Source organism: Pseudomonas sp. R38(2017), from assembly GCF_002112395.1.
Taxonomy (GTDB): domain Bacteria; phylum Pseudomonadota; class Gammaproteobacteria; order Pseudomonadales; family Pseudomonadaceae; genus Aquipseudomonas.
This window is the reverse complement of record NZ_NEHN01000002.1, coordinates 151,229-174,519: the sequence shown is the minus strand read 5'-3', so window position 1 is coordinate 174,519 and position 23,291 is coordinate 151,229. Positions and strand designations below refer to the sequence as shown.

At 61.1% G+C, this 23,291-nt stretch carries 24 protein-coding genes; 11 read left to right on the top strand and 13 right to left on the bottom strand.

Annotated features, from left to right (window positions below; all coding sequences use genetic code 11):
- Positions 1-48: 48 nt before the first annotated feature.
- Positions 49-1,551, top strand: a complete 1,503-nt coding sequence (gene nhaB / locus CAF87_RS04450) for a sodium/proton antiporter NhaB (protein ID WP_085731088.1) — start codon at positions 49-51, stop codon at positions 1,549-1,551.
- 45 nt (positions 1,552-1,596) lie between these two features.
- On the opposite strand, the gene CAF87_RS04445 is transcribed toward nhaB, so the two are convergent.
- From CAF87_RS04445 to gnd, 3 genes are read right to left on the bottom strand one after another with little or no spacing between them, the layout of a single operon-like run.
- Positions 1,597-2,406: a Cof-type HAD-IIB family hydrolase gene (locus CAF87_RS04445; RefSeq protein ID WP_085731089.1), complete on the bottom strand. Its 810-nt coding sequence runs from the start codon at positions 2,404-2,406 to the stop codon at positions 1,597-1,599.
- Positions 2,403-3,926 (bottom strand): glucose-6-phosphate dehydrogenase, encoded by a 1,524-nt coding sequence (gene zwf / locus CAF87_RS04440; protein WP_085731090.1) that lies wholly within the window; start codon positions 3,924-3,926, stop codon positions 2,403-2,405. Before zwf ends, CAF87_RS04445 begins: the two co-directional genes overlap by 4 nt.
- Positions 3,923-4,903 carry a phosphogluconate dehydrogenase (NAD(+)-dependent, decarboxylating) gene (gene gnd / locus CAF87_RS04435; RefSeq protein WP_085708172.1) on the bottom strand — a complete coding sequence of 327 codons (981 nt, stop codon included), beginning with the start codon at positions 4,901-4,903 and terminating at the stop codon, positions 3,923-3,925. Before gnd ends, zwf begins: the two co-directional genes overlap by 4 nt.
- A 273-nt stretch (positions 4,904-5,176) precedes the next feature.
- Here gnd and CAF87_RS29215 point away from each other — a divergent pair, with 273 nt between their 5' ends.
- The 4 genes from CAF87_RS29215 (at position 5,177) to CAF87_RS04420 (ending at position 10,087) form a co-directional block, all read left to right on the top strand.
- Positions 5,177-5,347: a DUF6026 family protein gene (locus CAF87_RS29215; RefSeq protein WP_170929568.1), complete on the top strand. Its 171-nt coding sequence runs from the start codon at positions 5,177-5,179 to the stop codon at positions 5,345-5,347.
- Between the two features lie 213 nt (positions 5,348-5,560).
- The gene (locus CAF87_RS04430; RefSeq protein WP_085731091.1) at positions 5,561-7,309 is read left to right on the top strand and encodes a phosphoethanolamine transferase CptA; all 1,749 of its coding nucleotides are present in this window, start codon (positions 5,561-5,563) and stop codon (positions 7,307-7,309) included.
- A gap of 145 nt (positions 7,310-7,454) precedes the next feature.
- On the top strand, positions 7,455-9,701 hold the full coding sequence (locus CAF87_RS04425) for a TonB-dependent siderophore receptor (RefSeq protein ID WP_085731092.1): 2,247 nt from the start codon (positions 7,455-7,457) through the stop codon (positions 9,699-9,701).
- Positions 9,702-9,880: 179 nt separating this feature from the next.
- Positions 9,881-10,087, top strand: coding sequence for a hypothetical protein (locus CAF87_RS04420; protein WP_085731093.1), 207 nt, complete (start codon positions 9,881-9,883; stop codon positions 10,085-10,087).
- A gap of 84 nt (positions 10,088-10,171) precedes the next feature.
- On the opposite strand, the gene CAF87_RS04415 is transcribed toward CAF87_RS04420, so the two are convergent.
- The 7 genes from CAF87_RS04415 to CAF87_RS04385 all read right to left on the bottom strand — a co-directional run bounded on the left by CAF87_RS04415 (position 10,172) and on the right by CAF87_RS04385 (position 15,795).
- Positions 10,172-10,669 carry a GNAT family N-acetyltransferase gene (locus CAF87_RS04415; protein WP_085731094.1) on the bottom strand — a complete coding sequence of 166 codons (498 nt, stop codon included), beginning with the start codon at positions 10,667-10,669 and terminating at the stop codon, positions 10,172-10,174.
- A 98-nt stretch (positions 10,670-10,767) separates the two neighbouring features.
- Complete coding sequence (locus tag CAF87_RS04410) at positions 10,768-11,349, bottom strand: DinB family protein (RefSeq protein WP_085731095.1); 582 nt, start codon at positions 11,347-11,349, stop codon at positions 10,768-10,770.
- Between the two features lie 16 nt (positions 11,350-11,365).
- Positions 11,366-12,484, bottom strand: coding sequence for a cell division protein ZapE (zapE, locus tag CAF87_RS04405; protein WP_085731096.1), 1,119 nt, complete (start codon positions 12,482-12,484; stop codon positions 11,366-11,368).
- A gap of 22 nt (positions 12,485-12,506) precedes the next feature.
- Complete coding sequence (locus tag CAF87_RS04400) at positions 12,507-12,848, bottom strand: nuclear transport factor 2 family protein (protein WP_085731097.1); 342 nt, start codon at positions 12,846-12,848, stop codon at positions 12,507-12,509.
- Between the two features lie 52 nt (positions 12,849-12,900).
- Entirely contained in the window at positions 12,901-13,617 is a 717-nt protein-coding gene (locus CAF87_RS04395) for a YafY family protein (protein WP_085731098.1), read from the bottom strand.
- 97 nt (positions 13,618-13,714) lie between these two features.
- Positions 13,715-14,674 carry an agmatinase gene (gene speB, locus CAF87_RS04390; protein ID WP_085731099.1) on the bottom strand — a complete coding sequence of 320 codons (960 nt, stop codon included), beginning with the start codon at positions 14,672-14,674 and terminating at the stop codon, positions 13,715-13,717.
- Between the two features lie 29 nt (positions 14,675-14,703).
- Positions 14,704-15,795, bottom strand: coding sequence for a polyamine ABC transporter substrate-binding protein (locus tag CAF87_RS04385; RefSeq protein WP_085731100.1), 1,092 nt, complete (start codon positions 15,793-15,795; stop codon positions 14,704-14,706).
- A gap of 99 nt (positions 15,796-15,894) precedes the next feature.
- Here CAF87_RS04385 and CAF87_RS04380 point away from each other — a divergent pair, with 99 nt between their 5' ends.
- The 4 genes from CAF87_RS04380 to CAF87_RS04365 all read left to right on the top strand — a co-directional run bounded on the left by CAF87_RS04380 (position 15,895) and on the right by CAF87_RS04365 (position 19,511).
- Positions 15,895-16,794 (top strand): LysR family transcriptional regulator, encoded by a 900-nt coding sequence (locus tag CAF87_RS04380; protein WP_085731101.1) that lies wholly within the window; start codon positions 15,895-15,897, stop codon positions 16,792-16,794.
- A gap of 99 nt (positions 16,795-16,893) precedes the next feature.
- Positions 16,894-18,360 (top strand): nucleobase:cation symporter-2 family protein, encoded by a 1,467-nt coding sequence (locus tag CAF87_RS04375; RefSeq protein ID WP_085731102.1) that lies wholly within the window; start codon positions 16,894-16,896, stop codon positions 18,358-18,360.
- Positions 18,361-18,430: 70 nt separating this feature from the next.
- A complete protein-coding gene (locus CAF87_RS04370; RefSeq protein ID WP_085731103.1) occupies positions 18,431-18,904 on the top strand; it encodes an LEA type 2 family protein in 474 nt (157 codons plus the stop codon).
- Between the two features lie 52 nt (positions 18,905-18,956).
- Entirely contained in the window at positions 18,957-19,511 is a 555-nt protein-coding gene (locus tag CAF87_RS04365) for a GNAT family N-acetyltransferase (protein WP_085731104.1), read from the top strand.
- On the opposite strand, the gene CAF87_RS04360 is transcribed toward CAF87_RS04365, so the two are convergent.
- Positions 19,501-20,424: a carbon-nitrogen hydrolase family protein gene (locus tag CAF87_RS04360; protein ID WP_085731105.1), complete on the bottom strand. Its 924-nt coding sequence runs from the start codon at positions 20,422-20,424 to the stop codon at positions 19,501-19,503. The two genes, CAF87_RS04365 and CAF87_RS04360, sit on opposite strands and share 11 nt — an antisense overlap.
- A gap of 84 nt (positions 20,425-20,508) precedes the next feature.
- Here CAF87_RS04360 and CAF87_RS04355 point away from each other — a divergent pair, with 84 nt between their 5' ends.
- Positions 20,509-21,423 (top strand): LysR family transcriptional regulator, encoded by a 915-nt coding sequence (locus tag CAF87_RS04355; RefSeq protein WP_085731106.1) that lies wholly within the window; start codon positions 20,509-20,511, stop codon positions 21,421-21,423.
- Here the strand turns inward: CAF87_RS04355 and CAF87_RS04350 are convergent, their stop codons facing one another.
- The gene (locus tag CAF87_RS04350; RefSeq protein WP_007957535.1) at positions 21,424-21,678 is read right to left on the bottom strand and encodes a hypothetical protein; all 255 of its coding nucleotides are present in this window, start codon (positions 21,676-21,678) and stop codon (positions 21,424-21,426) included. It abuts the gene before it with no gap.
- A gap of 153 nt (positions 21,679-21,831) precedes the next feature.
- On the opposite strand from CAF87_RS04350, the gene CAF87_RS04345 reads away from it, so the two are divergent.
- Positions 21,832-22,149, top strand: coding sequence for a YqjD family protein (locus CAF87_RS04345; RefSeq protein WP_085731107.1), 318 nt, complete (start codon positions 21,832-21,834; stop codon positions 22,147-22,149).
- Between the two features lie 52 nt (positions 22,150-22,201).
- Here the strand turns inward: CAF87_RS04345 and CAF87_RS04340 are convergent, their stop codons facing one another.
- Entirely contained in the window at positions 22,202-23,233 is a 1,032-nt protein-coding gene (locus CAF87_RS04340) for an Ldh family oxidoreductase (RefSeq protein WP_085731108.1), read from the bottom strand.
- Positions 23,234-23,291: the final 58 nt, after the last annotated feature.

Sequence of the window (23,291 nt, the reverse complement as noted above, 5' to 3'; positions counted from 1 at the left end):
CTCAACGCTTACGGCAACTTGCGCGCTTCTTAAAACAAGGAGCAACCGATGTCCGGTTCGTTGGCCCAGGCGTTCGCGCACAATTTTCTCGGGCATTCGCCCCGCTGGTACAAGGCGTGCATCGTCGGGTTCCTGATTCTCAACGCCGTGGTGCTGTGGTCGGCAGGTCCTGTTGCTGCCGGCTGGCTGTTGGTAATCGAGTTTATTTTCACCCTGGCCATGGCGCTCAAATGCTATCCGCTGATGCCCGGCGGTCTGCTGCTGATCGAAGCGCTGCTGTTGAAGATGACCACGCCCCAGGCGCTGTACGAAGAGTTGCAGCACAATTTTCCGGTGATTCTGCTGTTGATGTTCATGGTCGCCGGCATCTACTTCATGAAAGACCTTCTGTTGTTCCTGTTCTCGCGGCTGCTGCTCGGCGTGCGTTCGAAGATGCTTCTGGCGCTGATGTTCTGCTTTTTGTCGGCGTTTCTTTCGGCCTTTCTCGACGCACTGACCGTGACTGCCGTGATCATCAGCGCTGCCGTCGGCTTCTATTCGGTCTATCACCGTGTCGCCTCCGGCAACGATCCGCGTCAGGACAGCGAATTCAGCGACGACCAACACCTGCCCAAGCTGCATCACGAGGATCTGGAACAGTTCCGAGCCTTCCTGCGCAGCCTGCTGATGCACGGCGCGGTCGGCACGGCGCTGGGCGGTGTCTGCACACTGGTCGGCGAACCGCAGAACCTGCTGATCGGTCACGAGATGGGCTGGCACTTCGCCGAGTTTTTCCTCAAGGTTGCACCGGTGTCCCTGCCGGTGCTGGTGGCCGGTCTGTTGACCTGCATGCTGCTGGAAAAGCTGCGTTGGTTCGGCTACGGCACCTTGCTGCCGGACAATGTCCGCACGGTACTGGCCGATTACGCCCGTGAAGATGATGCCGAACGCACGCCTCACCAGCGCGCCGCGCTGCTGGTACAAGGCGCGGCCGCGTTGATCCTGATTGCCGGGCTCGCGTTCCATGTCGCCGAAGTGGGCCTGATCGGTCTGATGGTCATTATCCTGATCACCGCATTTACCGGCATCACCGACGAGCATCGTCTGGGCAGCGCCTTCAAGGACGCCATGCCGTTCACTGCGCTGCTGGTGGTGTTTTTTGCCGTGGTGGCGGTGATCCATGATCAACAACTGTTCGCGCCGTTGATCCAGTGGGTACTGGCACTGCCTGCCGAGCAGCAACCGGGGATGCTGTTCATTGCCAACGGTCTGTTGTCGGCGATCAGTGACAACGTGTTCGTGGCGACGATCTACATCACCGAAGTGAAACAGGCATTCCTGTCCGGCCACATGAGCCGTGAACACTTCGAGACGCTGGCCATCGCCATCAACACGGGCACCAATCTGCCGAGTGTGGCGACGCCCAATGGTCAGGCTGCGTTTCTGTTTCTGCTGACGTCGGCGATTGCACCGCTGGTGCGGTTGTCCTACGGGCGGATGGTATGGATGGCATTGCCCTACACTGTCGTGATGGGACTGCTCGGCTGGTATGCCGTGAGTTACTGGCTGTAGAAACAACAACGGGAGCCTTTGGGCTCCCGTTTTTTTATGCATCGATCAACGCGGCAAAATGTACTTGCCTATGGCCTGCGCCACACCATCCTCGGTGTTCGGCCCGGTCACCACGTCCGCCTGACGCTTCACGGCGTCTTCTGCCTGGCCCATGGCGATCGACAGGCCAGCAACATGAAACATCGCCGGGTCGTTGCCGCCGTCGCCAATCGCTGCGGTCTGCGCCAGCGGCACGCCGAGATGCTCGGCCAGAGTGGCCAGTGCGGTGCCCTTGTTGGCCTCCCGCGCCGTCACGTCCAGATACACCGGCTGCGAACGCGAGACCTGCGCCATGCCCTCGACCTTCGGCAGCAAACGTGCCTCCAGCTCGATCAACAGGTCGGTGTTGTTGCTGGTCGCGACGATCTTGTCGATGCGTTCCAGAAAAGGCTCGAAACTGTCGACCACTACCGGCGGATAACCCAGACCATGCTGTTCGCGAGGAACCATAGGCCCATGCGGATCCTTGAGCAGCCAGTCGCCGCCGCTGAACACCCAGATCTCGACCTCCGGCTGATCGGCAAACAACGCCAGCGCCGTGAGTGCCGCAGTGGCTGGCAGGTAGTGAGCGACCAGAATGCTGCCGTCCGAGTTGACGATCGTGCCGCCGTTGAATGCCGCCGTCGGCAGATCGACGCCCAGGGCCTCGATCTGCTGAAGCATGGCTTTGGGCGGACGCCCGGTGGCGAGGCTGAACAACACGCCGGCTTCACGCAGCGCACGAACAGCATCGATGGTGCGCTGGCTCAGGCTGTGATCGGGCAGCAACAGCGTGCCGTCCATGTCGCTCAACAGAAAGCGGATTGGCTCTCTCATCCGAGACCATGCCAGACGCGACCATCGCGAGTCAGCAGATCATCGGCGGCCTGAGGCCCGTCTTCGCCGGCAGCATAAGGCTGAACGCTCGCGTCCTGTTGCCAGGCATCGAGGAACGGCTGCACCGCACGCCAGCCGTTCTCGATGTTGTCGGCACGCTGGAACAGCGTCTGGTCACCGGTCAGGCAGTCGTAGATCAGGGTTTCGTAGCCGGTGGACGGCTGCATTTCAAAGAAGTCCTTGTAGGCAAACCCCAGTTCGATGTTGGCCATGTTCAGCGCCGGCCCCGGCCGCTTGGCCAGCAGGTCGAACCACATGCCTTCGTTGGGCTGGATCTGGATACGCAGGTAGGTCGGCTGCAGTTCGTCGACCTCGGTGTCGCGGAACTGCGCATACGGCGCCGGTTTGAAGCAGATGACGATTTCGGTGTCGCGCACGCTCATGCGCTTGCCGGTACGCAGGTAGAACGGCACGCCGACCCAGCGCCAGTTGTCGATCATCACTTTGAGCGCCACGTAGGTTTCGGTGGTGCTGTCGGGCGATACGTTGGCTTCTTCGCGATAGCCTGCCAGCGGCTTGCCATCGATTTCGCCGGCACTGTACTGACCGCGCACCGAGTTGGCCCGCGCCTCTTCGGTGGTCCATGGACGGATCGCGCCGACCACCTTGGCCTTCTCGCCCCGCACCGCATCGGCGCCGAACGCGGCCGGCGGCTCCATCGCCACCATGGCCAGCAACTGGAACAGGTGATTGGGCACCATGTCCCGCAGGGCGCCGGTGTGTTCGTAGAAACTGCCACGGGTCTCGACGCCGACGGTTTCGGCGGCGGTGATCTGGACGTGGTCGATGTAGTGGTTGTTCCAGAACGCTTCGAAAAGGCTGTTGGAGAACCGGCTGACCAGAATGTTCTGTACGGTTTCCTTGCCCAGATAGTGATCGATCCGGTAGATCTGCTTTTCCGACATGACCTTGAGCAGGCAGGCGTTCAACGCCTCGGCGGTCTGCAGGTCGGAGCCGAACGGTTTTTCGATCACTACCCTTCTGAAGGCTTCCGGGGTTTCTTCCAGCAGTTTCGCAGCGCCGAGGCGACGCACCACTTCGCTGAAGAAACGCGGCGCGGTGGCCAGGTAAAACACCGCATTGCCGGTGCCGCTGTCGGCGATTTTCGCCGCCAGCGCAGAATAAGTGCTGTCGTCCAGGAAGTCGCCCTGGACGTAGCTGATACCTTTGGCGAGCTTGGCCCACAAGGCCGGATCAAGCATCTGATCGCCCTTGCCGACCTTCGCGGCCACTTCGGTACGGATGAAGTCTTCGAGCTTTTGGGCGAAGGCTTCATCCGTGATGGCGTTGTGGTCAACGCCAACGATCCGCAGATTTTCGTCAAGCAAGCCGTCGCGACTGAGGTTGTACAGCGCCGGCATCAGCAAGCGCTTGACCAGGTCGCCGTGGGCACCGAACAAAAACAGCGTGGTCGGTGGTGCGGGTTCTGCCTTGGATTTTCTGCGGATCGTATGGGTCATTTCTTCGCAGTCTCTACGTGGCCGCCGAAGCCGAAGCGCTGGGCCGAAAGGATCTTGTCACCGAACGTGCCCTGACCGCGGGAGCGGTAGCGCGAGAACAGCGAGTTGGACAGCACCGGTACCGGCACCTTTTGTTCCATTGCCGCTTCGATGGTCCACTGACCTTCGCCGCTGTCGGCCACGGAGCCGGAGAAACCGTCGAGTTTCGGGTCGACCGCCAGGGCATCGGCGGTCAGGTCGAGCAGCCACGACGACACCACGCTGCCACGACGCCAGACTTCGGCGATGTCGGCCACGTTCAGGTCGAAACGCTGATCTTCCGGCAGAAGCTCGCTGGACTTGGTCTTGAGGATGTCGAAGCCTTCGGCGAAGGCCGCCATCATGCCGTACTCGATACCGTTGTGAATCATCTTCACGAAGTGACCGGCACCGGCGGGACCGGCGTGGATGTAGCCGTGCTCGGCACGGTGATCATCGGACTTGCGATCCTTGGTGCGCGGGATGTCGCCCATGCCCGGCGCCAGTGCGGCGAACAACGGGTCCAGACGCTTAACGGTCTCGGCATCACCGCCGATCATCATGCAATAGCCGCGCTCCAGACCCCAGACGCCGCCGGAGGTGCCGACGTCGATGTAGTGCAGGCCCTTCTCGGCCAGGGTCTTGGCCCGGCGGATGTCGTCCTTATAGTTGGTGTTGCCGCCATCGATGATGGTGTCGCCCGCCTCGAGCAGCGTGCTCAAGGTTTCGATGGTGTCTTCGGTCGGCGCGCCAGCCGGCAGCATGACCCACACGGCACGCGGCTTGGCTAGGCCTGCGACCAGCGCAGGCAGATCGGCTACGCCGGTAGAGCCCTCGGCGGCCAGGGTGTCGACAAAGGCGGTATTGCGGTCGTAAACAACGGTGGTGTGACCGTTGAGCATCAGACGCCGTGCAATATTGCCGCCCATGCGGCCCAGTCCAATAATCCCGAGTTGCATGTGCTGATGCTCCTTACTACAAATAAAAGTGTGTCAAAGGTTATAGCCCAACGCTCTCATGGAGGTTAGTCCTGAGCGTCGGTGTGAAGTTTCCGGGCATTGTGCCCGATCCAGACTGATAACGTCGGGAAACGTGGCGAAGACACAACGACCATGAAAAATAAAAAAGTTCCATTCACGAGCAAAAGAAACCAGAATCGGCGCCGATAGCAGATTCAGCGCCCGTTATCGGGAGCGATCTGCAGTTGAGACACGCCATTTGCGAGGTGAGCAATGGGCACAGTACATACAGCAATGCCGCCACAAACCCTGTACGTCACGATCCGCCGCGATGAACTGCGTCAATTGAAAGACGAACGCGACCAGCTTAAACAAGAGCTGGCGCAACTGCGTCTGATGACCCAAGGCGTTGAGCCACGCATCCAGCGCTCACCCCACGCCTGAGCGCCCGCCTGATCGGGAACCGCTGCCCTGCCGTTCCCGACATGATCCGCCCTCTGCCATTTGCGGCAACTAACGAAGTTTTCACATTCGCTTGTTGATACTCCGGCCCATTCTGCCGTGCGCGTCCGCGCGCGGCTTCCGTTCGTCGGTTTCATGCTCCCGAGTTCATGAAACGTCCCGGCGGTGGCAATGGTGACTGAGTTGGAGTGCTGAATGGCATGGTTTAAACGCAGCAAGACTGCTGCGGCAGGTTTTGACTGGGCCGGTTTCATCTGGCTGTTTGTATTCTTCTGGTACTTCTCCGGTATCACTCAACTGCTGATCCAGCTGACCGGCACCTCTGGCTTCACCGGATTCCGTCAAGCGTTCGTGATGAGCGCCGTCTGGCTGGCGCCGATGCTGCTGTTCCCCAAGCGCACCCGTCTGCTTGCCGCCGTGATCGGCGTGGTGTTGTGGGCCTGCTCGATGGCCAGCCTGGGCTACTTCTTTATCTATCAGCAGGAATTCTCCCAGAGCGTCATCTTCATCATGTTCGAGTCGAACGTGTCTGAAGCCGGCGAGTACATCACCCAGTACTTCGCCTGGTGGATGATTCCTGCGTTCCTCGCTCACACCGCGTTCGCCTATTTCCTGTGGACCCGCCTGCGTCCGGTCTACATGCCCCGTGGCCGGGCCTTCGTGGCAGCCATGGCGATCCTGTTCGCGGTGGTCGGTTACCCACTGATCAAGCAGACCCAGCGCACCGGCAGCTTCGCCGGCGGTTTCGAGAAATTTGAAACCCGCATCGAACCGGCCGTGCCATGGCAGATGGCCGTGGCCTACCACCGCTACCTGGAAACCCTGGGCGAGATGCAGGGCATGCTTCACAGCGCGAGCAAGATCCCGCCGCTGCATAACCTAAAGGATGCCGGCGCCAACCAGCCTGCGACCCTGGTGCTGGTGATCGGCGAGTCCACCAACCGCCAGCGCATGAGCCTCTATGGCTATCAGCGCAAGACCACGCCGGAACTGGACAAGCTCAAGGACCAACTCTCGGTCTTCGATAACGTCGTCACCCCGCGCCCGTACACCATCGAAGCCCTGCAGCAGGTGTTGACCTTCGCCGACGAAGAGAACCCGGATCTGTACCTGTCCACGCCGTCGCTGGTCAGCATGATGAAACAGGCCGGCTACAAGACGTTCTGGATCACCAACCAGCAGACCATGACCAAGCGCAACACAATGCTCACGACCTTTTCCGAACAGGCTGACGAGCAGGTGTACCTGAACAACAACCGCAACCAGAACGCCGCGCAGTATGACGGCGACGTGATCGAGCCGTTCAACAAGGCCCTGACCGATCCGGCACCGCGCAAGTTGATCGTCGTGCATCTGCTCGGTACGCACATGAGCTACCAGTACCGTTATCCGCCGAGCTTCGACAAGTTCCAGGACCGCACTGGCGTCCCGGCCGGCGTGCGTGACGATCAGGTGCCGACCTACAACAGCTACGACAACGCGGTGCTGTACAACGACTTCGTGGTCTCGAGCCTGATCAAGGACTACGCCAAGTCCGATCCGAACGGCTTCCTGCTGTACCTCTCCGACCATGGTGAAGACGTGTTCGACTCGGCGGGTCACACCACCCTGGGTCGTAACGAAAACAAACCGACCGCGCCGATGTACACCATTCCGTTCATGGCCTGGGCGTCGCCGAAGTGGCGTGAAAACCACGACTGGAGTTTCGCCGGGGATCTGAGCCGGCCTTACAGCAGCGCGCACCTGATCCACACCTGGGCAGACCTGGCGGGTTTGAGCTTCGATGAACTGGACCGCAGCAAAAGCGTGGTCAGCGACAGCTTCAAACAGCGTCCACTGTTGATCGGCAACCCTTACGAACGTGAACAGCGAGCCTTGATCGACTTCAGCCTGATGAAGCCGAAAAAGCCCGAAGAAGCGCCGAAGGAAGTCGTCAAGCAATAACCAGAAAGGGCCGGAAACGGCCCTTTTTTCATGCCGTCGCAACACCTGGAAATGACAATACTTCTCGCTTGATACTAAATCGCACTCCCCCTCTTCGTCTTTGAACCAAAGGAAATTTTCTCTCGAAGACAAGGAGTCGGCTGCGATGTTCGCGCCCATCACCCGTTCCATGACCCTCACCCTGGGCTTGTGCAGTGCTGCATTGAGCCCGGATCTGCTGGCTGAAACCGACGCCGAAAAACAGCCTGAGGCCGTCGCTCCGGCCCTCGAACTGGCCTCCACCAACGTAACCGCCCAAAGCTTGGGCAGTACGACTGAAGACACCGCGTCTTACACCACCGGCGCCATGAGCACGGCGACTCGGTTGAACCTGTCGATCAAGGAAACCCCGCAATCGGTGTCCGTGGTGACCCGCCAGCAAATGGATGACTTCAAGCTCGGCACATTGTCCGAAGCCATGAGCCAGACCACAGGTGTTGTGGTCCAGCATTACGACTCGGACCGGGTCAACTATTCGTCTCGCGGCTACTCGATCAACAACTTCCAGATCGACGGGATGCTCAACACCTTCAGCCGGATGAAGTCCGATTCCGACACGATCATCTACGACCGGATCGAAGTGGTACGCGGCGCCACTGGCCTGACCACCGGCGCAGGTGATCCTTCGGCCACCATCAACATGGTACGCAAGCGCCCCACTGCGCAATTGCAGGCACTGGCCGGGGTCAGCGGCGGCAGTTATGACGATTACTACAGCTACGTGGACGTGGGTGGTCCGCTTGCCTTCGACGGCCGTTTGCGCGGACGCAGTGTGCTGGCGTATCGCGACAGCCAGTCGTTTCGCGACCATTACGCGCTGCAACGGGAAGTCGGTTACGGCATCCTCGAAGGCGACCTGACGGAATCGACCGTGCTCGCGGTCGGCTATGACTATCAGGACAAGCAAGTGCAAGGCAGTTCCTGGGGCACCGTGCCGTACTGGAACGCCGACGGTGGCAAGGCCGGTCTGGGCCGCTCGACCAACATGGCGACGTCGTGGAGCTCGTGGCCTATCAAGGACAAGACGGCCTTCGCCACCCTCGATCAGGCGCTGGCAGGTGGCTGGCACTTGAAAGCGGCGTACACCCATCGCCAGAGCGATACCGACGGCAAGGTCTACTACGGCGGAACCGGTTTTCCCGCGGACGACCGCAGCGGCATGGCGGCCTACATGTCACATATGATCGGCACGCAAAAGATGAAGACTTACGACTTCAACCTGTCGGGGCCCTACGCGCTGTTCGGTCGCGAACACGAAATGATGTTCGGTTATGGCGAAGCCGAGCGCAGCGAGCGCTCCCCGTATACGATTGACGGCCCGGTGCCACCGGGTTACGGACGGATTCGCGACTGGAAATACATGGGCGATATCGCCAAATTCCCCGACACAGTCACAGGCTTGACCGGCTCCACTTCCAGCACCCGCCAGAAAGCCGGATACCTCGCCACTCGCCTGAGCTTCACCGACGACTTGCATGCCGTACTCGGCAGCCGTTACGGCAGTTGGAAGGCGTCGAAAGCCGACAATACATATGACGACAATCGGCAGGTGAGCGCGGTCGATGCCAGCCGCCAGCAACACAACGACATGTGGACGCCGTACGCGGGACTACTCTACGACTTGACGCCTGAGTACACCGTGTATGCAAGCTACACCGACATCTTCAATCCTCAAGATAACCGCGATGGCAATCGCAAATTCCTTGAGCCGGTGGTCGGCAGTAACTATGAAATAGGCCTCAAGGGCAGCCTGCTCGACGAGCGCCTGAACCTGGCCACGGCGGTGTTCTGGAGCAAGCAGGACAACGTCGCCGAGCTCGACGATTCAGTACCACCTGATCCGGTTACCGGTGAGGAGTTCTACAAGAGCGGCGGCAAAGGCAACAAGGTCAACGGTTTCGAAGCCGAAGTCTCGGGCGAAATCCATGACGGCTGGAACATGACCGCCGGGTACACTTACACCCACGCGCTCAACGGCGAGAAAAACCGCACCAATACCAACCAGCCATTGAACATGCTCCGCCTCTCCACCGCTTACCGCTTGCCGGGCGCCTGGAGCGCCCTGACCGTGGGCGGCGCGGTGAACTGGCAGAGTGACGTCTATGGCAACTCCAACCGCCCGGTCGGACGCGGTGCGAATGGCCGGGTCATCACCGAACGGACACGGATCAGTCAGGGCGCTTACTCCGTGGTCAAGCTGATGTCACGCTATGAGTTCGACAAACATCTGTCGGCATCGCTGAACGTCGACAACCTGTTCGACAAGAAGTATTACGACAACGTCGGCTTCTACAACGGCGTGTTCTGGGGCGATCCACGCACGGTGACGCTGAGCCTAGACTGGAAACTCTGACGCCCTTCCCTGCGATCTGCACGCGTAAGCGGCGCGTGCAGCCTTCGTCCCGCCTGGAAACATTCGGTAAACCCTGCACAAAACGCGCGTTAACCCTTGGTTAATGCCCTCGGCGGACACTGCGCCTCGAGGTTCTGATTCATGGATGAACGGCTCCGACTTTTTTCGTAGGAGGCACCATGAAAACCACGACTGCAATCCTTGCCGGTCTACTCGCCATTGCATCCGCCAGCGCTTTCGCCGAGGGCGGTGCCGAGCGGATGCGATATCACTGGGAAAACTTCCCGGTCCACACCGAACAAAGCCAACAGACAGACACGAAAGCCAACGAGCTTCGCGTCCCGGACGACCAGACCGCGCAGGTCACCGAACATTACCGTCCTTGATGTAGACAGGTTTACCGATGGACCTGCGATGGCTCCGCTCTGGCTTCGCAGATGACAGTTGGGCGCCCTTTCGGGCGCCCTTTTTTATGCCTGCAGTTCCTTGATCCAGAACAGCATGCGCCCGTGATTCGGGTCGAACATGCCCGGCGCAAAACCGAATTTGGCGTAGGAACCCTGGGCGACGACGTTGCCCTCGAGTACTTCCAGGGTGATCTTGCAGCAACCGCGCTGAAGGGCGATGTCCTCGACCTTGCGCAGCATTTTCTGGCTCAGCCCCAGGCCTCGGAACTTCGTCACCACCGAAACATCGTGGACGTTGACCAACGGTTTACAGGCAAAGGTCGAAAACCCTTCAAAGCAGTTCACCAGCCCTGCCGGTTCGCCGCCGACAAAGGCCAGAACGCTGAACGCGTGAGGTCGCTTGGCCAGTTCTGCGGGCAGTTGCTGCAACAGTTCAGGGGCAATCGGATGGCCGCCACCCATCGGGTCTTCGGCGTAATGATTGAGCACCACACCAATGGCCTCGGCATGCACCGGATTGGTATAGCTGGCTTGAAGCACAAGAATTTCTGCGGAATCCATTTCCTTCCTCGATCGCACGGGGCCCCGGCACGTTTAATACGCACTGAAAGGCTGACCGACCTTAGCGCGAGGCAGCCCCCAGCCACAACCCGGCCGTTTCAGTGGCCCCAGATCAGTTCTTCCGTCCAGCCCAGTTCAGCGAAATCCTCGGCCCGCAAGCCGGACTCGCCAACGCAGAAGAACTCATCCAGTTGCGGCGGCTTCACCGGCGTGCCGCTGAGCATGGCGTGGACCTGCCCACGATGGTGGATCTGATGTTCGAACAGATGCGAGATCATCCGCAAACGGCTGTCATGCTGCGGCGTGTCGCGGGCGATGGTGACGATGCGTCCCAGATCGGCATCGCGCAGTTGTTCGCAATAGGCGATCAAGCGGCGATCGACATGGGCCTGTTCGCGGCGCAAGGCCTGCGCCTCGGTGAAGGGTTCGTCTGCATTGAAGAACACGTAGCAATCGGGATGCGGCTCATCACCACGCAACTCGCGCTCCAGCGCATCGACGTAGAACCAGTCGCAGGTGAGGATGTGATTGAGGGTCAGGCGAATGCTCGGGAAGAAACTCACCCTGGGCGCCGCCAGTTGCGCATCGTCGAGTTGCAGCCAGGCCTTGGCCAGTCGATGGTTGGCCCAGGCGTTCTGATAGGCCATGGTCAGCAAGTGATGGGAAAGTGGCTGAGTCATGTCGCGCCTCCATGTTTCAGGTCTCGGCGAAGCGTTGCAGCTGCATCTCCTGCAAGCGGCTGAGGGTCCGGCGGAACGGGAATTCCAGATAACCCTCGGTGTACAGCGCGTCCATCGGCACATCGGCCTCGATGTACAGCGGCACCTTGCGGTCGTAGCACTCGTCGACCAGCGCGATGAAGCGCCGTACGCCGTCATCGTGCACCGACAGTTGCGGCAACTCGCGATCCCCGGCAACGACACGCTCGGCGCCGTCCTCGGTACCACGGGCGATCCGCCCTTCACGCTTTTGCGCGCTCAGGTTCGGCACCTCGCTCAACAGAATAGCCCGGTAGGTGTCGCACAGCGCGATGAAGTCCATGGCCGCGAACGGTTGCTCGCACAGATCCGCGTAACGGCACCACAACACCGACTCGCTGGCCTTCACCACATTCAAGGCGCGATAACCGACCGGCACCGGTTCGGCGCTGACGCTCTGCCCGGCCGCCAACGCGTCGAACACCCCGGCCAGCGCGCTATCCTGCTCCGGCACAACCACCCAGTAGCGTTGCTCGAGGGCACCCGGATGCAAACGATGATCCTCGGCGCCGTTCACCGCGACCACCTGCATATGCTGCTTGATCGCCGTGATCGCCGGCAGAAAGCGGTCGCGGTTGAAGCCGTCGGCATACAACTGATCTGGCGGCAGGTTGGAGGTGCAGACCACCACCACGCCTTCATCGAACATCACCTGAAACAACCGGCCGAGGATGATTGCATCACCGATGTCATTGACGAACAACTCGTCGAAACACAGCACCCGCACTTCGGCCGCCAGTTCCCGGGCCAATGCCCGCAATGGATCGGCGATCCCGGTCAACTGAAAGGAACGCTGGTGCACCCAGCCCATGAAGTGATGAAAGTGCTGACGTCGGGCCGGCACCCGCAGGCTTTGATGGAACTGGTCCATCAGCCAGGTCTTGCCGCGCCCGACCGGGCCCCACAGGTAAACGCCGGTGACCGAACGGACACCGGCGTGCAGGGCTTCATGGCATTTTTGCAACGCCCAGACCGCGTGCTCCTGGGCTTCATCCTGGATGAAGCCCTTGTGCTCGACGGCATGTTGCCAGGCGCTTAGGGGAGAGTCGAAAGTCATGCGCGGCAGTATGCCACGATGGCTACACGGAAATATCCAGCCGTGCGATTTTGCCCTGCTCGTTGAGGCGAAAGGTGTAGCGCAGCTCCAGCGGGCTGCCGGGGAACGTCCCGGAGATCAGCCCTTGCACCAGCACTTTGCCGGTGCGCTGCTGGACGCCCAGCACCTCGACCCGCGGCTGATAGCGTCGGGCGGTGTCTTGCATCCAGTCGGCGATGGCTTGCGGGCCGACCTGATGATTGCCTTCATCGAACACGTGGGCATCCTCGGCAAAAAAACTGCCGACCCGGGACGTATCGCGAGCGTTGGCGGCGTTGATGTACTCAACGATGGCCGGGGCGAGTATCGAGGTGGGATGGAACATGGTTGCAGCTCCTTGTTTTCGGGTTCTGCCGCCATCCTAGAACAGCCCTGCGTCAGTTTTTGTCAGGAGTGAAACGCCCGCTTTCGTCCAGTTGCATTTGCTGCTGCCAGGTGCGCAGCAGGTCACTGCGACGTCCCGGATAACGCTCGCCCTGCAGACTGGCAGCGGAAATCCGGTCGGTTCTGAACGTGCGATACGCGCTGCGCAATTCGCACCACGCGACAATGATCCGCACCTCGTTGAGAAACCCCAGCGCCAAGGGCCAGATCAACCGCTGGCTCGGCACTTGTTGTGCATCGGCATAATCGATGTGCAGCTTGGCCTGATCGCGGATCGCCTGACGGAAAACGTTCAATGGCACCGCGTTCTGCGGAAAGCCGTAACCGGGCGGCCCGGGCATGACCGTCGGATTGCGCATTGCCTCCTGGGCCTGTGGATCCAGCACCGCCGCGATTTTCGCCAAGGCGTCGGCTGCGGCCTTGCTCAGGACCTCGTCGCCACGCTGATCGACATAGCGCAGGCCCAGCACGATGGCTTCGGTCTCGTCGGCGTTGAGCATCAAGGGCGGCAGAAAAAGCCCGCTGCGCAACACATAACCAATGCCCGCCTCACCATGAATCGGCGCGCCGAGCGCGGTCAGTTCGGCGATGTCGCGATAGAGGGTGCGTTCGGAGATTTCCAGCTCGGACGCCAGCGTCGCCGCGGTGACCGGGCGTTTCTTGCCGCGCAGCACTTGCAGCAAGGTCAGTAGACGAGTGGTGCGCGACACAGTGTGAAGCTCCGGGCAGAAATTTGCCGGAGCTTAGCAGAGCCTGGTGTCAGAATTTGTCAGGAGCCTTCGACGACCGAAAGCTCCCGATGAAGTCTCAAACGTCGACTTTGTGCCGGGCCGCGTACAGACACAGCATCTCCATCGCCAGGGTCGCCGCCGCCAGCGACGTGACGTCTGCATGGTCATAGGCCGGGGCCACTTCCACCACGTCCATGCCCACCAGATTGATCCCGCGCAATCCGCCGAGAATCTCCAGCACCTGCACCGTACTCAACCCGCCGCAGACCGGCGTGCCAGTGCCCGGTGCGAAAGCCGGATCGAGACAGTCGATGTCGAACGTCAGGTACACCGGGTTGTCCCCGACCCGCGCACGAATGGCCTCGACAATCGCCTCGCAGCCACGACGATGCACCTGCCGCGCGTCCAGCACCTGAAAGCCCTGATGATCGTCGTTGGTGGTGCGCAAACCGATCTGCACCGAACGCGCCGGATCCACCAGCCCTTCCCGCGCCGCGTGCCAGAACATGGTGCCGTGGTCGACCCGTTTGCCGCCCTCGTCCGGCCAAGTGTCGCTGTGGGCGTCGAAGTGGATCAGCGACAGTGTGCCGTGCTTGCGTGCATGAGCCTTGAGCAGCGGGTAGCTGATGAAGTGGTCGCCGCCAAACGTCAGCATGGCGCTGCCGGAACTCAGAATGTGCTCGGCGTGGGCTTCGATGCTCTCTGGAATCGTGTGCGGCGAGCCGTAATCGAAGTCGCAATCGCCGTAATCGATCACCGCCAGATGATCGAACGGGTCGAACGCCCAGGGCCAGTGACGCTCCCAGGCAATCCCGGTGGACGCCGCTCGAATCCCGCGCGGCCCGAAACGTGCGCCCGGACGGTTGCTGGTGGCGGTGTCGAACGGCACGCCGCTGACGGCCACGTCGACACCGCGCAAATCTCGGCTGTAGCGGCGGCGCATGAAACTGGTGATCCCGGCGTAGGTGCTTTCGGCAGCGGTGCCGTAGAGGCTGTCACGGGTCAGGGCCTGATCGTTCTGCATTGGCACGTCCATCGATGTGCTCCTTTGGTTTTTATCCAGCGTTATTGATGGCTACGGAAGGTGGTCCACAAGCGCGTGCGCTGACGCATGTCCTTGAGGCTCATGCTGCGGTCGGCGTACAAGCGCTCGCGCACCTCGGGTTTCGGGTAAATGTCCGGGTCGTTGCGCACCGCTTCGTCCACCAGCGGCGTCGCAGCCTGGTTGGCGGTAGCGAAGAACAGTGTGTTGGTCAGCGCCGCCACGGATTCAGGGCGCAACATGAATTCGATGAAGGCCCGCGCGGCCTCCGGGTGCGGCGCGTCCTTGGGGATGGCCAGGTTGTCCTGCCACACCAGCGTGCCTTCTTTCGGGATCCGGTAGGCCACCTCGAACGGCTTGTTGGCCTTGTGCGCCTGATCGGCAGCCATGCTCGCGTCACCGTTGTAGGTCAGCGCCAGGCACACGCTGCCGTTGGCCAGATCGTTGATCTGCCGGCCGGTGGCGACGTACAGCACATAGGGCTGCAATTTCTGCAACAAGGCTTCGGCGGCGGCCAGATCGGTCTTGTCGGTGCTGTAGGGATCCTTGCCGAGGTAGTGCAGCGCCAGACCGATCACTTCCTGCGGCGAATCGAGAATCGCGATCCCGCAGTCCTTGAGCTTGCTGGCGTATTCGGGCTTGAACAGCAGATCGAGGCTGTTGAGCGGCACGTCCGGCAGGCGCTGCTTGACTGCCTCGACATTCATGCCCAGACCGAGCGTGCCCCAGGTGTACGGCACACCGTAGCGATTGCCGGGATCGACGGCCGCCAGTTTTTCCAGCAGGTCCGGATCGAGATTGGCGTAGCCCTTGAGCCCGTCGTGAGGAATTTCCTTCAACGCGCCGGCGGCCAACCCGCGGGCCAGCACGCTGGACGACGGCACCACCACGTCGTAGCCGCTGCCGCCGGTAAGCAACTTGGTCTCCAGCACCTCGGAGGTATCGAAGGTGTCGTAGCGCACATGAATGCCGGTTTCCTTTTCGAAGCGCTGCAGGGTTTCCGGCGCCACGTAATCGGCCCAGCTGTAAAGGTTGAGCGTCTTGTCCTCGGCCTGGGCGGCGATGGAGACAGAGAGCAACAGCGCGGGTAAACACAGCTTGAACAAGGGAGCCATGACGAACACCTGACCAGAGGAAGTGGTTGCAGGATGCGCCGTCGGATACATTGGAAAAATATCAAGTTTGTTAACCTGACTTTATGCCGGAGTAATGTGATGCTCGGTCAGCTCCACGATGTCGATTTGCAGCTCCTGCGCCTGTTTCTCGGGGTGGTCGAGTCCAACGGGTTCAGTGCCGCCCAAGGCGAACTGGGACTGAGCCAGTCGAGCATCAGCCAGCAAATGGCCAAGCTTGAAACCCGTCTCGGCTATCGAGTGTGCAACCGTGGCAAGGGTGGTTTCAGCCTCACTCCCAAAGGCGAACAACTGCTGATTGCTGCGCGCAGCCTGTTCGATTCGATCGAAACCTTCCGCCATCAATCCAACGGCGTCGCCGGACGCCTGATCGGTGAAGTTCGCCTGGGCCTCTCGGAAGCGGTCGATCAATCGGTGCTGCAACGGGTGGCCGAGGCGATCCGGCGCTTTCGCGAACGGGACGAATCGGTGCGCATCGAGCTGATCAGCGCCATGCCCGGTGAAATGGAGCGCCTGTTGCTGCAACAACGGCTGGACCTTGCCATCGGTTACTTCTCCCAGGTGCAGAGCGCCTTTGATTACCGCGAACTGTTCAGCGAAACCCAGCATCTGTATTGCGCGCCCGGCCATCCGCTGTTTACCGACGATGCCCCCGATGACTCAGCGTTGCTGGCGTGTGACCGGGTCGATCACCCGTATCGGTTCCTGCGCAGTGACGAGCCGTTTCAGGGCAAGGTCTGCTCGGCGCGCTCGGAGCAAGTCGAGGGTACCCTCGCCTTCATTCTGTCCGGCAAACACGTCGGCTATCTGCCCAACCATTACGCCCGCCAATGGCAGGACAAAGGCTTGCTGCGCCCGGTGCGCGAAGCTGAGTTGAGCTTTGAAGTGGCGTTCCATCTGGCCCGCCATCGGGCGCAGGTGCCGGGGGATGCGCAGAAGGCATTTGAAGAAGATCTGCTGTCAGCCTTTGGTCGAACCTGACCTTTTGGGCAGTTTTAATGCGTTGCCCTCGCTCCCCGCTTGCGGCATCCTGCGCACCCATTTTCCGACCCGGCCCCGCATTGCGGCAAGCAAACCACCATGACCGTCTCTGAAAAAGCCCCGCGCAACAACGATTTGATCTACGGCCTCAACGACCGTCCGCACTTCACCGCGACGGTGTTTGCCGCGCTGCAACACGTGTTGGCAAGCTTCGTCGGCATCATCACTCCGACCCTGATCATGGGCGGCGCCCTCGGTCTGCAAAGCGAAATTCCGTACCTGATCAGCATGGCGCTGTTCGTTTCCGGCCTCGGCACCTTCGTTCAAGCCAAGCGCTTCGGCCCGGTCGGTTCGGGTCTGCTGTGCCTGCAAGGCACGAGTTTTTCCTTTATCAGCGTGATCCTCAGCGCAGGCTTCATGGTCAAGGCCCGGGGCGGCGGCACCGATGAGATCCTCTCGACGATTTTCGGCGTGTGCTTCTTTGCAGCGTTCATCGAGGTGGTGCTGAGCCAATTCATCGGCAAGTTGCGCATGCTGATCACCCCAGTGGTGACCGGCACCATCATCACGTTGATGGGTCTGTCGCTGATCAAAGTGGCGATGACCGACATTGCCGGCGGTTTCGGTGCGGCGGATCTGGGCGCGGCCAGCCATGTGTTCCTCGCGGCGCTGGTGCTGGGCACCATCGTGGTGTTGAACCGGGTCGACGTGCCGTTCCTGCGGCTGGGCGCGATCGTCATCGGCCTGACCCTCGGCTACGTGGTGGCGTGGCTGATGGGCACCGTGGACTTCGCCAACCTGCCCGAAGTGCCGGTGGTCAGTGTGCCGGTGCCGTTCAAGTACGGCTTCAACTTCGACTGGGTGGCGTTCGTGCCGGTGGCGGTGATTTTCCTGGTGTCACCGCTGGAAGCCGCTGGAGACCTGACCGCCAACTCGATGATTTCCCGGCAACCGGTCAAAGGCCCGCTGTATATCCGCCGGATCAAGTCCGGGTTGCTGGCCGACGGCCTCAACTCGGCGATGGCTGCGGTGTTCAACAGCATGCCGATGGTGACGTTCGCCCAGAACAACGGAGTGATTCAGCTCACCGGCGTCGCCAGCCGCTACGTGGCGTTCTTCATTGCCGGCCTGCTGGTGTTGCTGGGGCTGTTCCCGATGATCGGCGCGGTGCTGCAATTGATGCCGAAACCGGTGCTCGGCGGCGCAGAGCTGGTGATGTTCGGCACCGTGGCGGTGGCCGGAATCAAGATCCTCGCCGAAGCCGGCCTGCATCGGCGCAACATGCTGATCGTGGCGATTTCCGTCGGCATGGGCCTGGGCATCGCCGCCGTGCCGGAAGTGCTGCGCGAACTGCCGCAGGCGCTGCGCAATATTTTCGAGTCGCCGATCACTGTCGGTGCGCTGTGTGCGATCGTGCTGAACATCTTCCTCCCGGAAGAGTTCATCGAACTGGAAGAGGATGACTTCGACCCGGAAGCCTCTATCCTTCAGGTCATGGAAAACCCGGACGTGCCGGCCAAAGGTGAACCTGCCTCCCCGGCCGCTGTCGCACAGTTGAACCGTTGATCCTGTCCGCTCAATGAAAAAAGGGCTGATACCGGCAACGGTTCAGCCCTTTTTCAATGAGAGAGCATCAATGCGTCGTATCCAAGCCATCATCCTGTCCCTGCTTCTGCTCTCCCTCAGCGCTTGTGCGCTATTTCCCAACCGCGACCCGGTGAACATCAACGTGGTCGGCGTCGAACCGCTGCCGAGCCAGGACCTGGAAGTACGCTTCGCCATCAAGCTGCGGGTGCAGAACCCCAACGAAACCGCCATCGACTACAACGGCATTGCGCTGGATCTTGACGTGAACGGGCATTCGTTCGCGTCCGGTGTCAGCGATCAAAGCGGTTCCATTCCACGTTTCTCCGAAGCCATCGTCAGCGTCCCGGTGAGCATTTCGGCATTCTCGGTGTTGCGCCAGACCCTGGGCCTGAGCCAGACGCAATCCCTCGACAACCTGCCTTACGTGCTGCGCGGCAAACTGGCGGGCGGTGTGTTTGGCACCATGCGTTTTGTCGACAGCGGCAAACTCAGCCTGCCACGAGCCAGTGCCGCAACCTGGTGAAGATGCGGTAGCCTGCAGCGCTCACTGGCAGAAAAATGGAAGTCGCAGGTTTATGGAAGACACGCCCATGCTGTACACCGAACGGCTGATTCTGCGCCCGCTGGAACTGGCGGACGCCGAGGCCATCCAGCAGCAATTTCCTCATTGGGAAGTGGTGCGTTACCTGAACGCTTTGGTGCCCTGGCCTTATCCGGACGATGGCGCCCTCACCTACCTGCGTGACTTTGCGCTGCCGGCGATTGCGGCGGGCAAAGAGTGGCACTGGACGATTCGTCTCAAGTCGGCCCCGGCGCAATTGATCGGCAACATCAGCCTGATGGACGAACCGGACAACCATCGCGGGTTCTGGCTCGCCCCGGCCTGGCAGGGTCAGGGCCTGATGACCGAAGCCAGCGAAGCCGTGACCCGCTATTGGTTCGAAACCCTCAATCAGCCGCTGATGCGCGTGCCGAAAGCCGCGCCGAACCTTGGCTCGCGCAAGCTTTCGGAGCGCACCGGCATGCGCTTGATCCGCACCGACGAGGATGACTTCGTCAGCGGCCGCTTCCCACGGGAAATCTGGGAAATCACCCGCGAGGTGTGGCAACAACAGCGCCTCAAGCGGTGAAGCGCACACCGGGTTTGGCGCGCTCGTCCACGCTCAATTCGAACACATCCGGTCGTGCATAGTGGCCGACCACGTCGTAGTCGTAGCGGGCCCGCACCAGTTCATCGGTGTCGATCTCGGCGGTGAGCAGCCCGACCTCGCCCCGAAGCGGCCCGGCCAGCACATCGCCCATCGGACCAACGATCACACTGCCACCGGCGATCAGCGACCGATCCCCCGGCCAGTTGGCGATCTCCACGCCCAACTCATTCGGCGAGGCCTGCACCTGACAGGCGCTGACCACAAAGCAGCGCCCTTCATGGGCGATGTGGCGCATGCTGACCTGCCACATCTCGCGCTCGTCCACGGTCGGCGCGCACCAAACCTCAATGCCCTTGGCGTACATCGCCGTACGCAGTAGCGGCATCATGTTCTCCCAGCAGATCACTGCGCCGAGTTTGCCGACCTGAGTGTCCAGCACCGGCAACGTCGAACCGTCACCCTTGCCCCAGATCAGCCGCTCGGTGCCGGTGGGCATCAACTTGCGGTGCTTGGCCACGAGGCCTGCCTGCGGGTCGAAATACAGCGCGGTGCAATGCAAGGTGCTGCCGGCCCGTTCGATCACGCCGATCACAAGGTTGGCCCCGGTGCGCGCCGACAGCCAGGCCAGCGCTTCGGTTTCCGCGCCCGGCACATCGATGGCGTTGGCGAAATAACGGGCGAAGGCTACGCGGCCTTCCGGCAAGCGATAACCCAGCTGGGTGCCGAAGCCCTCGCCTTTCGGGTAACCGCCAAGCAACGCTTCGGGCATCACCACCAGCGCGGCACCGGATTCGATGATCGCGCTTTCCCAGCTCAGGATCTGTTCCAGGGTTTCAGCCTTGCCACCGGGCAAGGCGCCGATCTGCAGGGCGGCAACGATTGATTTGGGCATGGCGGTCACTCCGTGATGTTCAGGTGTTGCTCATTCTCCAGCGTCACGGGATCATGAATAAAGCCTGAGCCACTGCTGAATGATATGAGCCAAATGAATATCGCCACCGTCGACCTGAACCTGCTGAAAGTCTTTGAAGCGCTGCATGAAGAGTCCAGTGCCAGCCGTGCGGCATTGCGTCTGGGCGTGACGCAATCAGCGGTCAGCGCCGCGTTGCGCCGATTGCGCGAGGTGTATGGCGATCAATTGTTCGTGCGCACTGGTAGAGGGTTGGCGCCCACGCTCAAGGCCAACCAGCTGAAACCCGTGGTCAGCGATGCGCTGAACAAGTGCCGGCAGAGCCTGGCGATGGTCGACCCGGCGGCGAATCAGTACGACGGGCGCTCGGTCAGTGTCGGGCTGTCGGATGATTTCGAAATCGCCTACGGGCGGCGCCTGATCGAAGAGATCGGGCGACGGGCGCCGAAGCTGCGTCTGATCTTCCGCCAGACTCACAGCCAGATCGTCGCCCGGGCCCTGATGGAGCGCAGCATCGACCTGGCGATCACCGCCGGCGGATTCGCAGAACGGCTGCTCAGCCGTCAGGTATTGGGTGAAGGGGGTTACGCGTGTCTGGTGGACCCGACGAGCCTTGCGCCCGGCCAGCAGCAGATCGGTCTGGAAGAGTTTGTCGCCCGGGAGCACATTCTGGTGTCGTCGGGTGGTTTTATCGGGATCACCGATGAGGGGCTGGCGGCACTCGGCTTGAGTCGTCGGGTCTGCGCCTCGACCACGCATTTCGCGGCGTTGCCGCACCTGCTCAAGGGCAGTACCGCTGTGGCGACCATCCCGACCCACGCGGCGCAGGCCATTGCGTCACTGAGCGGGCTGGCCCTGCTGCCCTGCCCGCTGGCCTTGCCGCGTTATCCGGTCGAACTGGGCTGGCGCACCAATACCCAGATCGATCCGGTGGTGCTGAAGGTTCGCGAAGCGATTGTCGCCAGCTTCAAGACCGAATGATTACTTGTTGGCCGCCATCAGGCGATTGACTTCACTGCGGACCATGTTGGCGAACTCCGGCGGCGACATGCCGTCCAGTTCGGCACGCACGAACTCGGCCCATTTGCCTTTGCGCTTGGAGCGTTCGCCGAACAACCGCGCGGCTTCGCCCTTGGCTTTGCCCAGATTGTTCTGCCAGAGTTCGAACAGTCGTGATTTTTCATCTTCCAGCGCGGCGCGCTCTGCGAGGGATTTGTCGGCAAGATTGAAACTCATCGGGAATTACCTGCTGCATGAAATGGCGACATCTTACACGCTGCACGGAAACCTCTGACGCTGGTTTTTGATCCTGATGGAAAATCGCTGCAACTTTTCAAGTCGCTCCACACTCCATTGTTCACTGTCCATTCACCAGCAAGGAGTCAACCAATGGCCCGTAAAACCGCCGTGCAAGCCGCCGAAGACCAAATCAAGGATCAAGCGTTCAGCGAACTTCAGGCGCTGATCGAAGAGTCAGACAAACTATTGAAAAGCAGTGCCTCACTGGTCGGCGAGGAAGCGGAAACCCTGCGCGGGCAAATCGCCCTGAAGTTGCAGCAGGCACTGGACTCGGTGTCCAGCGTGCGCGATCGCACCAAACCGGCAGTCGATGCCACCGAAAGCTACATTGGCGGTCACCCGTGGCAGACCGTGGCGATCTCCGCCGGTTTTGGTCTGGTGGTGGGGTTGTTGCTCGGTCGGCGTTAAGCACGTGCAAAAAAGGCGAGCCGACGGCTCGCCTTTTTCATGTCTGTGAAAATCACTGTCCGGCCAATTCTCGCAACTGCGCCAGGGTCTGTTCGTCCAGCGTGATGCCTTCGACCGAAGACTTGGCCCGCTGCAAATGCCGACGATCTCCCGGCAGACGCTTGAGTCCGACACTGTGCATCTGCCGCACCAGCTCCTGACTGCGTTCGGCAAAACCCTGTCCGGCAGATTTGCTCGGGTCGATGACGATCAGCAACTGACCGGTCCAGGGAGTTTTCGCGCCTGGATGGTTCTTCCAGTCAAACTCAAACGAAAAATTGCCGCCCGTCAGAGCGGCCGCCAGCAGCTCGACCATCATCGACAGCGCGGAGCCCTTGTGCCCGCCAAACGGCAGTAATGCACCGCCTTCAAGAATCGCCTTCGGATCGCAGGTCGGCTGACCGAGGCTGTCCACGCCCATGCCCGGCGGCAGTTTCTCACCCTTGCGCGCAGCTATCTGCACATCGCCATGGGCGATGGCACTGGTCGCCAGGTCGAACACGATGGGCGCACCGTCGGCCCTTGGCGCGGCAAACGCGATCGGGTTGGTGCCGAACAGTGGCCGATCGGCACCGTGAGGTACCACACAGGTCATGCTGTTGACCACACTCAATGCCACCAGTCCCTCTTCGGCGAAGGGTTCTACGTCCGGCCACAAGGCTGCGAAGTGATGGGAATTGCGGATCGCCAACACCGCAATACCGGCGCTGCGTGCCTTTTCCACCAGCAACGCACGCGCCGCTGCGAGCGCCGGCTGGGCAAACCCATTACCTGCATCGACCCTTACAAACCCTGAGGCGACGTCTTCGACCTGCGGTACAGCGTGGCCGTTTACCCATCCGCTTTTGAGCGTCGAGACATAACCGGGAATCCGGAACACCCCGTGACTGTGAGCGCCATCGCGTTCGGCACCGGCGCAGTTGGCGGCCAGTGTACGGGCGACATCGGGCGAAGTGCCGTGGCGCTGAAAAATCGTTTCCAGAAGTCGTGTCAGGTCATCGAGGGACAGCGTGGACGAAAGAGCATGATCGTGTGGCGCAGACATCTGAAGCTCCAGAATAATTATTGGAGGGAACAACAGCGTACAAACAACTTGCGAGCCG

Coding starts and splice junctions, on each gene's coding strand:
- nhaB (WP_085731088.1), top strand. CDS start 49: ATGTCCGGTTCGTTGGCCCAGGCGTTCGCGCACAATTTTCTCGGGCAT.
- CAF87_RS04445 (WP_085731089.1), bottom strand. CDS start 2,406: ATGAGAGAGCCAATCCGCTTTCTGTTGAGCGACATGGACGGCACGCTG.
- zwf (WP_085731090.1), bottom strand. CDS start 3,926: ATGACCCATACGATCCGCAGAAAATCCAAGGCAGAACCCGCACCACCG.
- gnd (WP_085708172.1), bottom strand. CDS start 4,903: ATGCAACTCGGGATTATTGGACTGGGCCGCATGGGCGGCAATATTGCA.
- CAF87_RS29215 (WP_170929568.1), top strand. CDS start 5,177: ATGGGCACAGTACATACAGCAATGCCGCCACAAACCCTGTACGTCACG.
- CAF87_RS04430 (WP_085731091.1), top strand. CDS start 5,561: ATGGCATGGTTTAAACGCAGCAAGACTGCTGCGGCAGGTTTTGACTGG.
- CAF87_RS04425 (WP_085731092.1), top strand. CDS start 7,455: ATGTTCGCGCCCATCACCCGTTCCATGACCCTCACCCTGGGCTTGTGC.
- CAF87_RS04420 (WP_085731093.1), top strand. CDS start 9,881: ATGAAAACCACGACTGCAATCCTTGCCGGTCTACTCGCCATTGCATCC.
- CAF87_RS04415 (WP_085731094.1), bottom strand. CDS start 10,669: ATGGATTCCGCAGAAATTCTTGTGCTTCAAGCCAGCTATACCAATCCG.
- CAF87_RS04410 (WP_085731095.1), bottom strand. CDS start 11,349: ATGACTCAGCCACTTTCCCATCACTTGCTGACCATGGCCTATCAGAAC.
- zapE (WP_085731096.1), bottom strand. CDS start 12,484: ATGACTTTCGACTCTCCCCTAAGCGCCTGGCAACATGCCGTCGAGCAC.
- CAF87_RS04400 (WP_085731097.1), bottom strand. CDS start 12,848: ATGTTCCATCCCACCTCGATACTCGCCCCGGCCATCGTTGAGTACATC.
- speB (WP_085731099.1), bottom strand. CDS start 14,674: ATGGACGTGCCAATGCAGAACGATCAGGCCCTGACCCGTGACAGCCTC.
- CAF87_RS04385 (WP_085731100.1), bottom strand. CDS start 15,795: ATGGCTCCCTTGTTCAAGCTGTGTTTACCCGCGCTGTTGCTCTCTGTC.
- CAF87_RS04380 (WP_085731101.1), top strand. CDS start 15,895: ATGCTCGGTCAGCTCCACGATGTCGATTTGCAGCTCCTGCGCCTGTTT.
- CAF87_RS04375 (WP_085731102.1), top strand. CDS start 16,894: ATGACCGTCTCTGAAAAAGCCCCGCGCAACAACGATTTGATCTACGGC.
- CAF87_RS04370 (WP_085731103.1), top strand. CDS start 18,431: ATGCGTCGTATCCAAGCCATCATCCTGTCCCTGCTTCTGCTCTCCCTC.
- CAF87_RS04365 (WP_085731104.1), top strand. CDS start 18,957: ATGGAAGACACGCCCATGCTGTACACCGAACGGCTGATTCTGCGCCCG.
- CAF87_RS04360 (WP_085731105.1), bottom strand. CDS start 20,424: ATGCCCAAATCAATCGTTGCCGCCCTGCAGATCGGCGCCTTGCCCGGT.
- CAF87_RS04355 (WP_085731106.1), top strand. CDS start 20,509: ATGAGCCAAATGAATATCGCCACCGTCGACCTGAACCTGCTGAAAGTC.
- CAF87_RS04350 (WP_007957535.1), bottom strand. CDS start 21,678: ATGAGTTTCAATCTTGCCGACAAATCCCTCGCAGAGCGCGCCGCGCTG.
- CAF87_RS04345 (WP_085731107.1), top strand. CDS start 21,832: ATGGCCCGTAAAACCGCCGTGCAAGCCGCCGAAGACCAAATCAAGGAT.
- CAF87_RS04340 (WP_085731108.1), bottom strand. CDS start 23,233: ATGTCTGCGCCACACGATCATGCTCTTTCGTCCACGCTGTCCCTCGAT.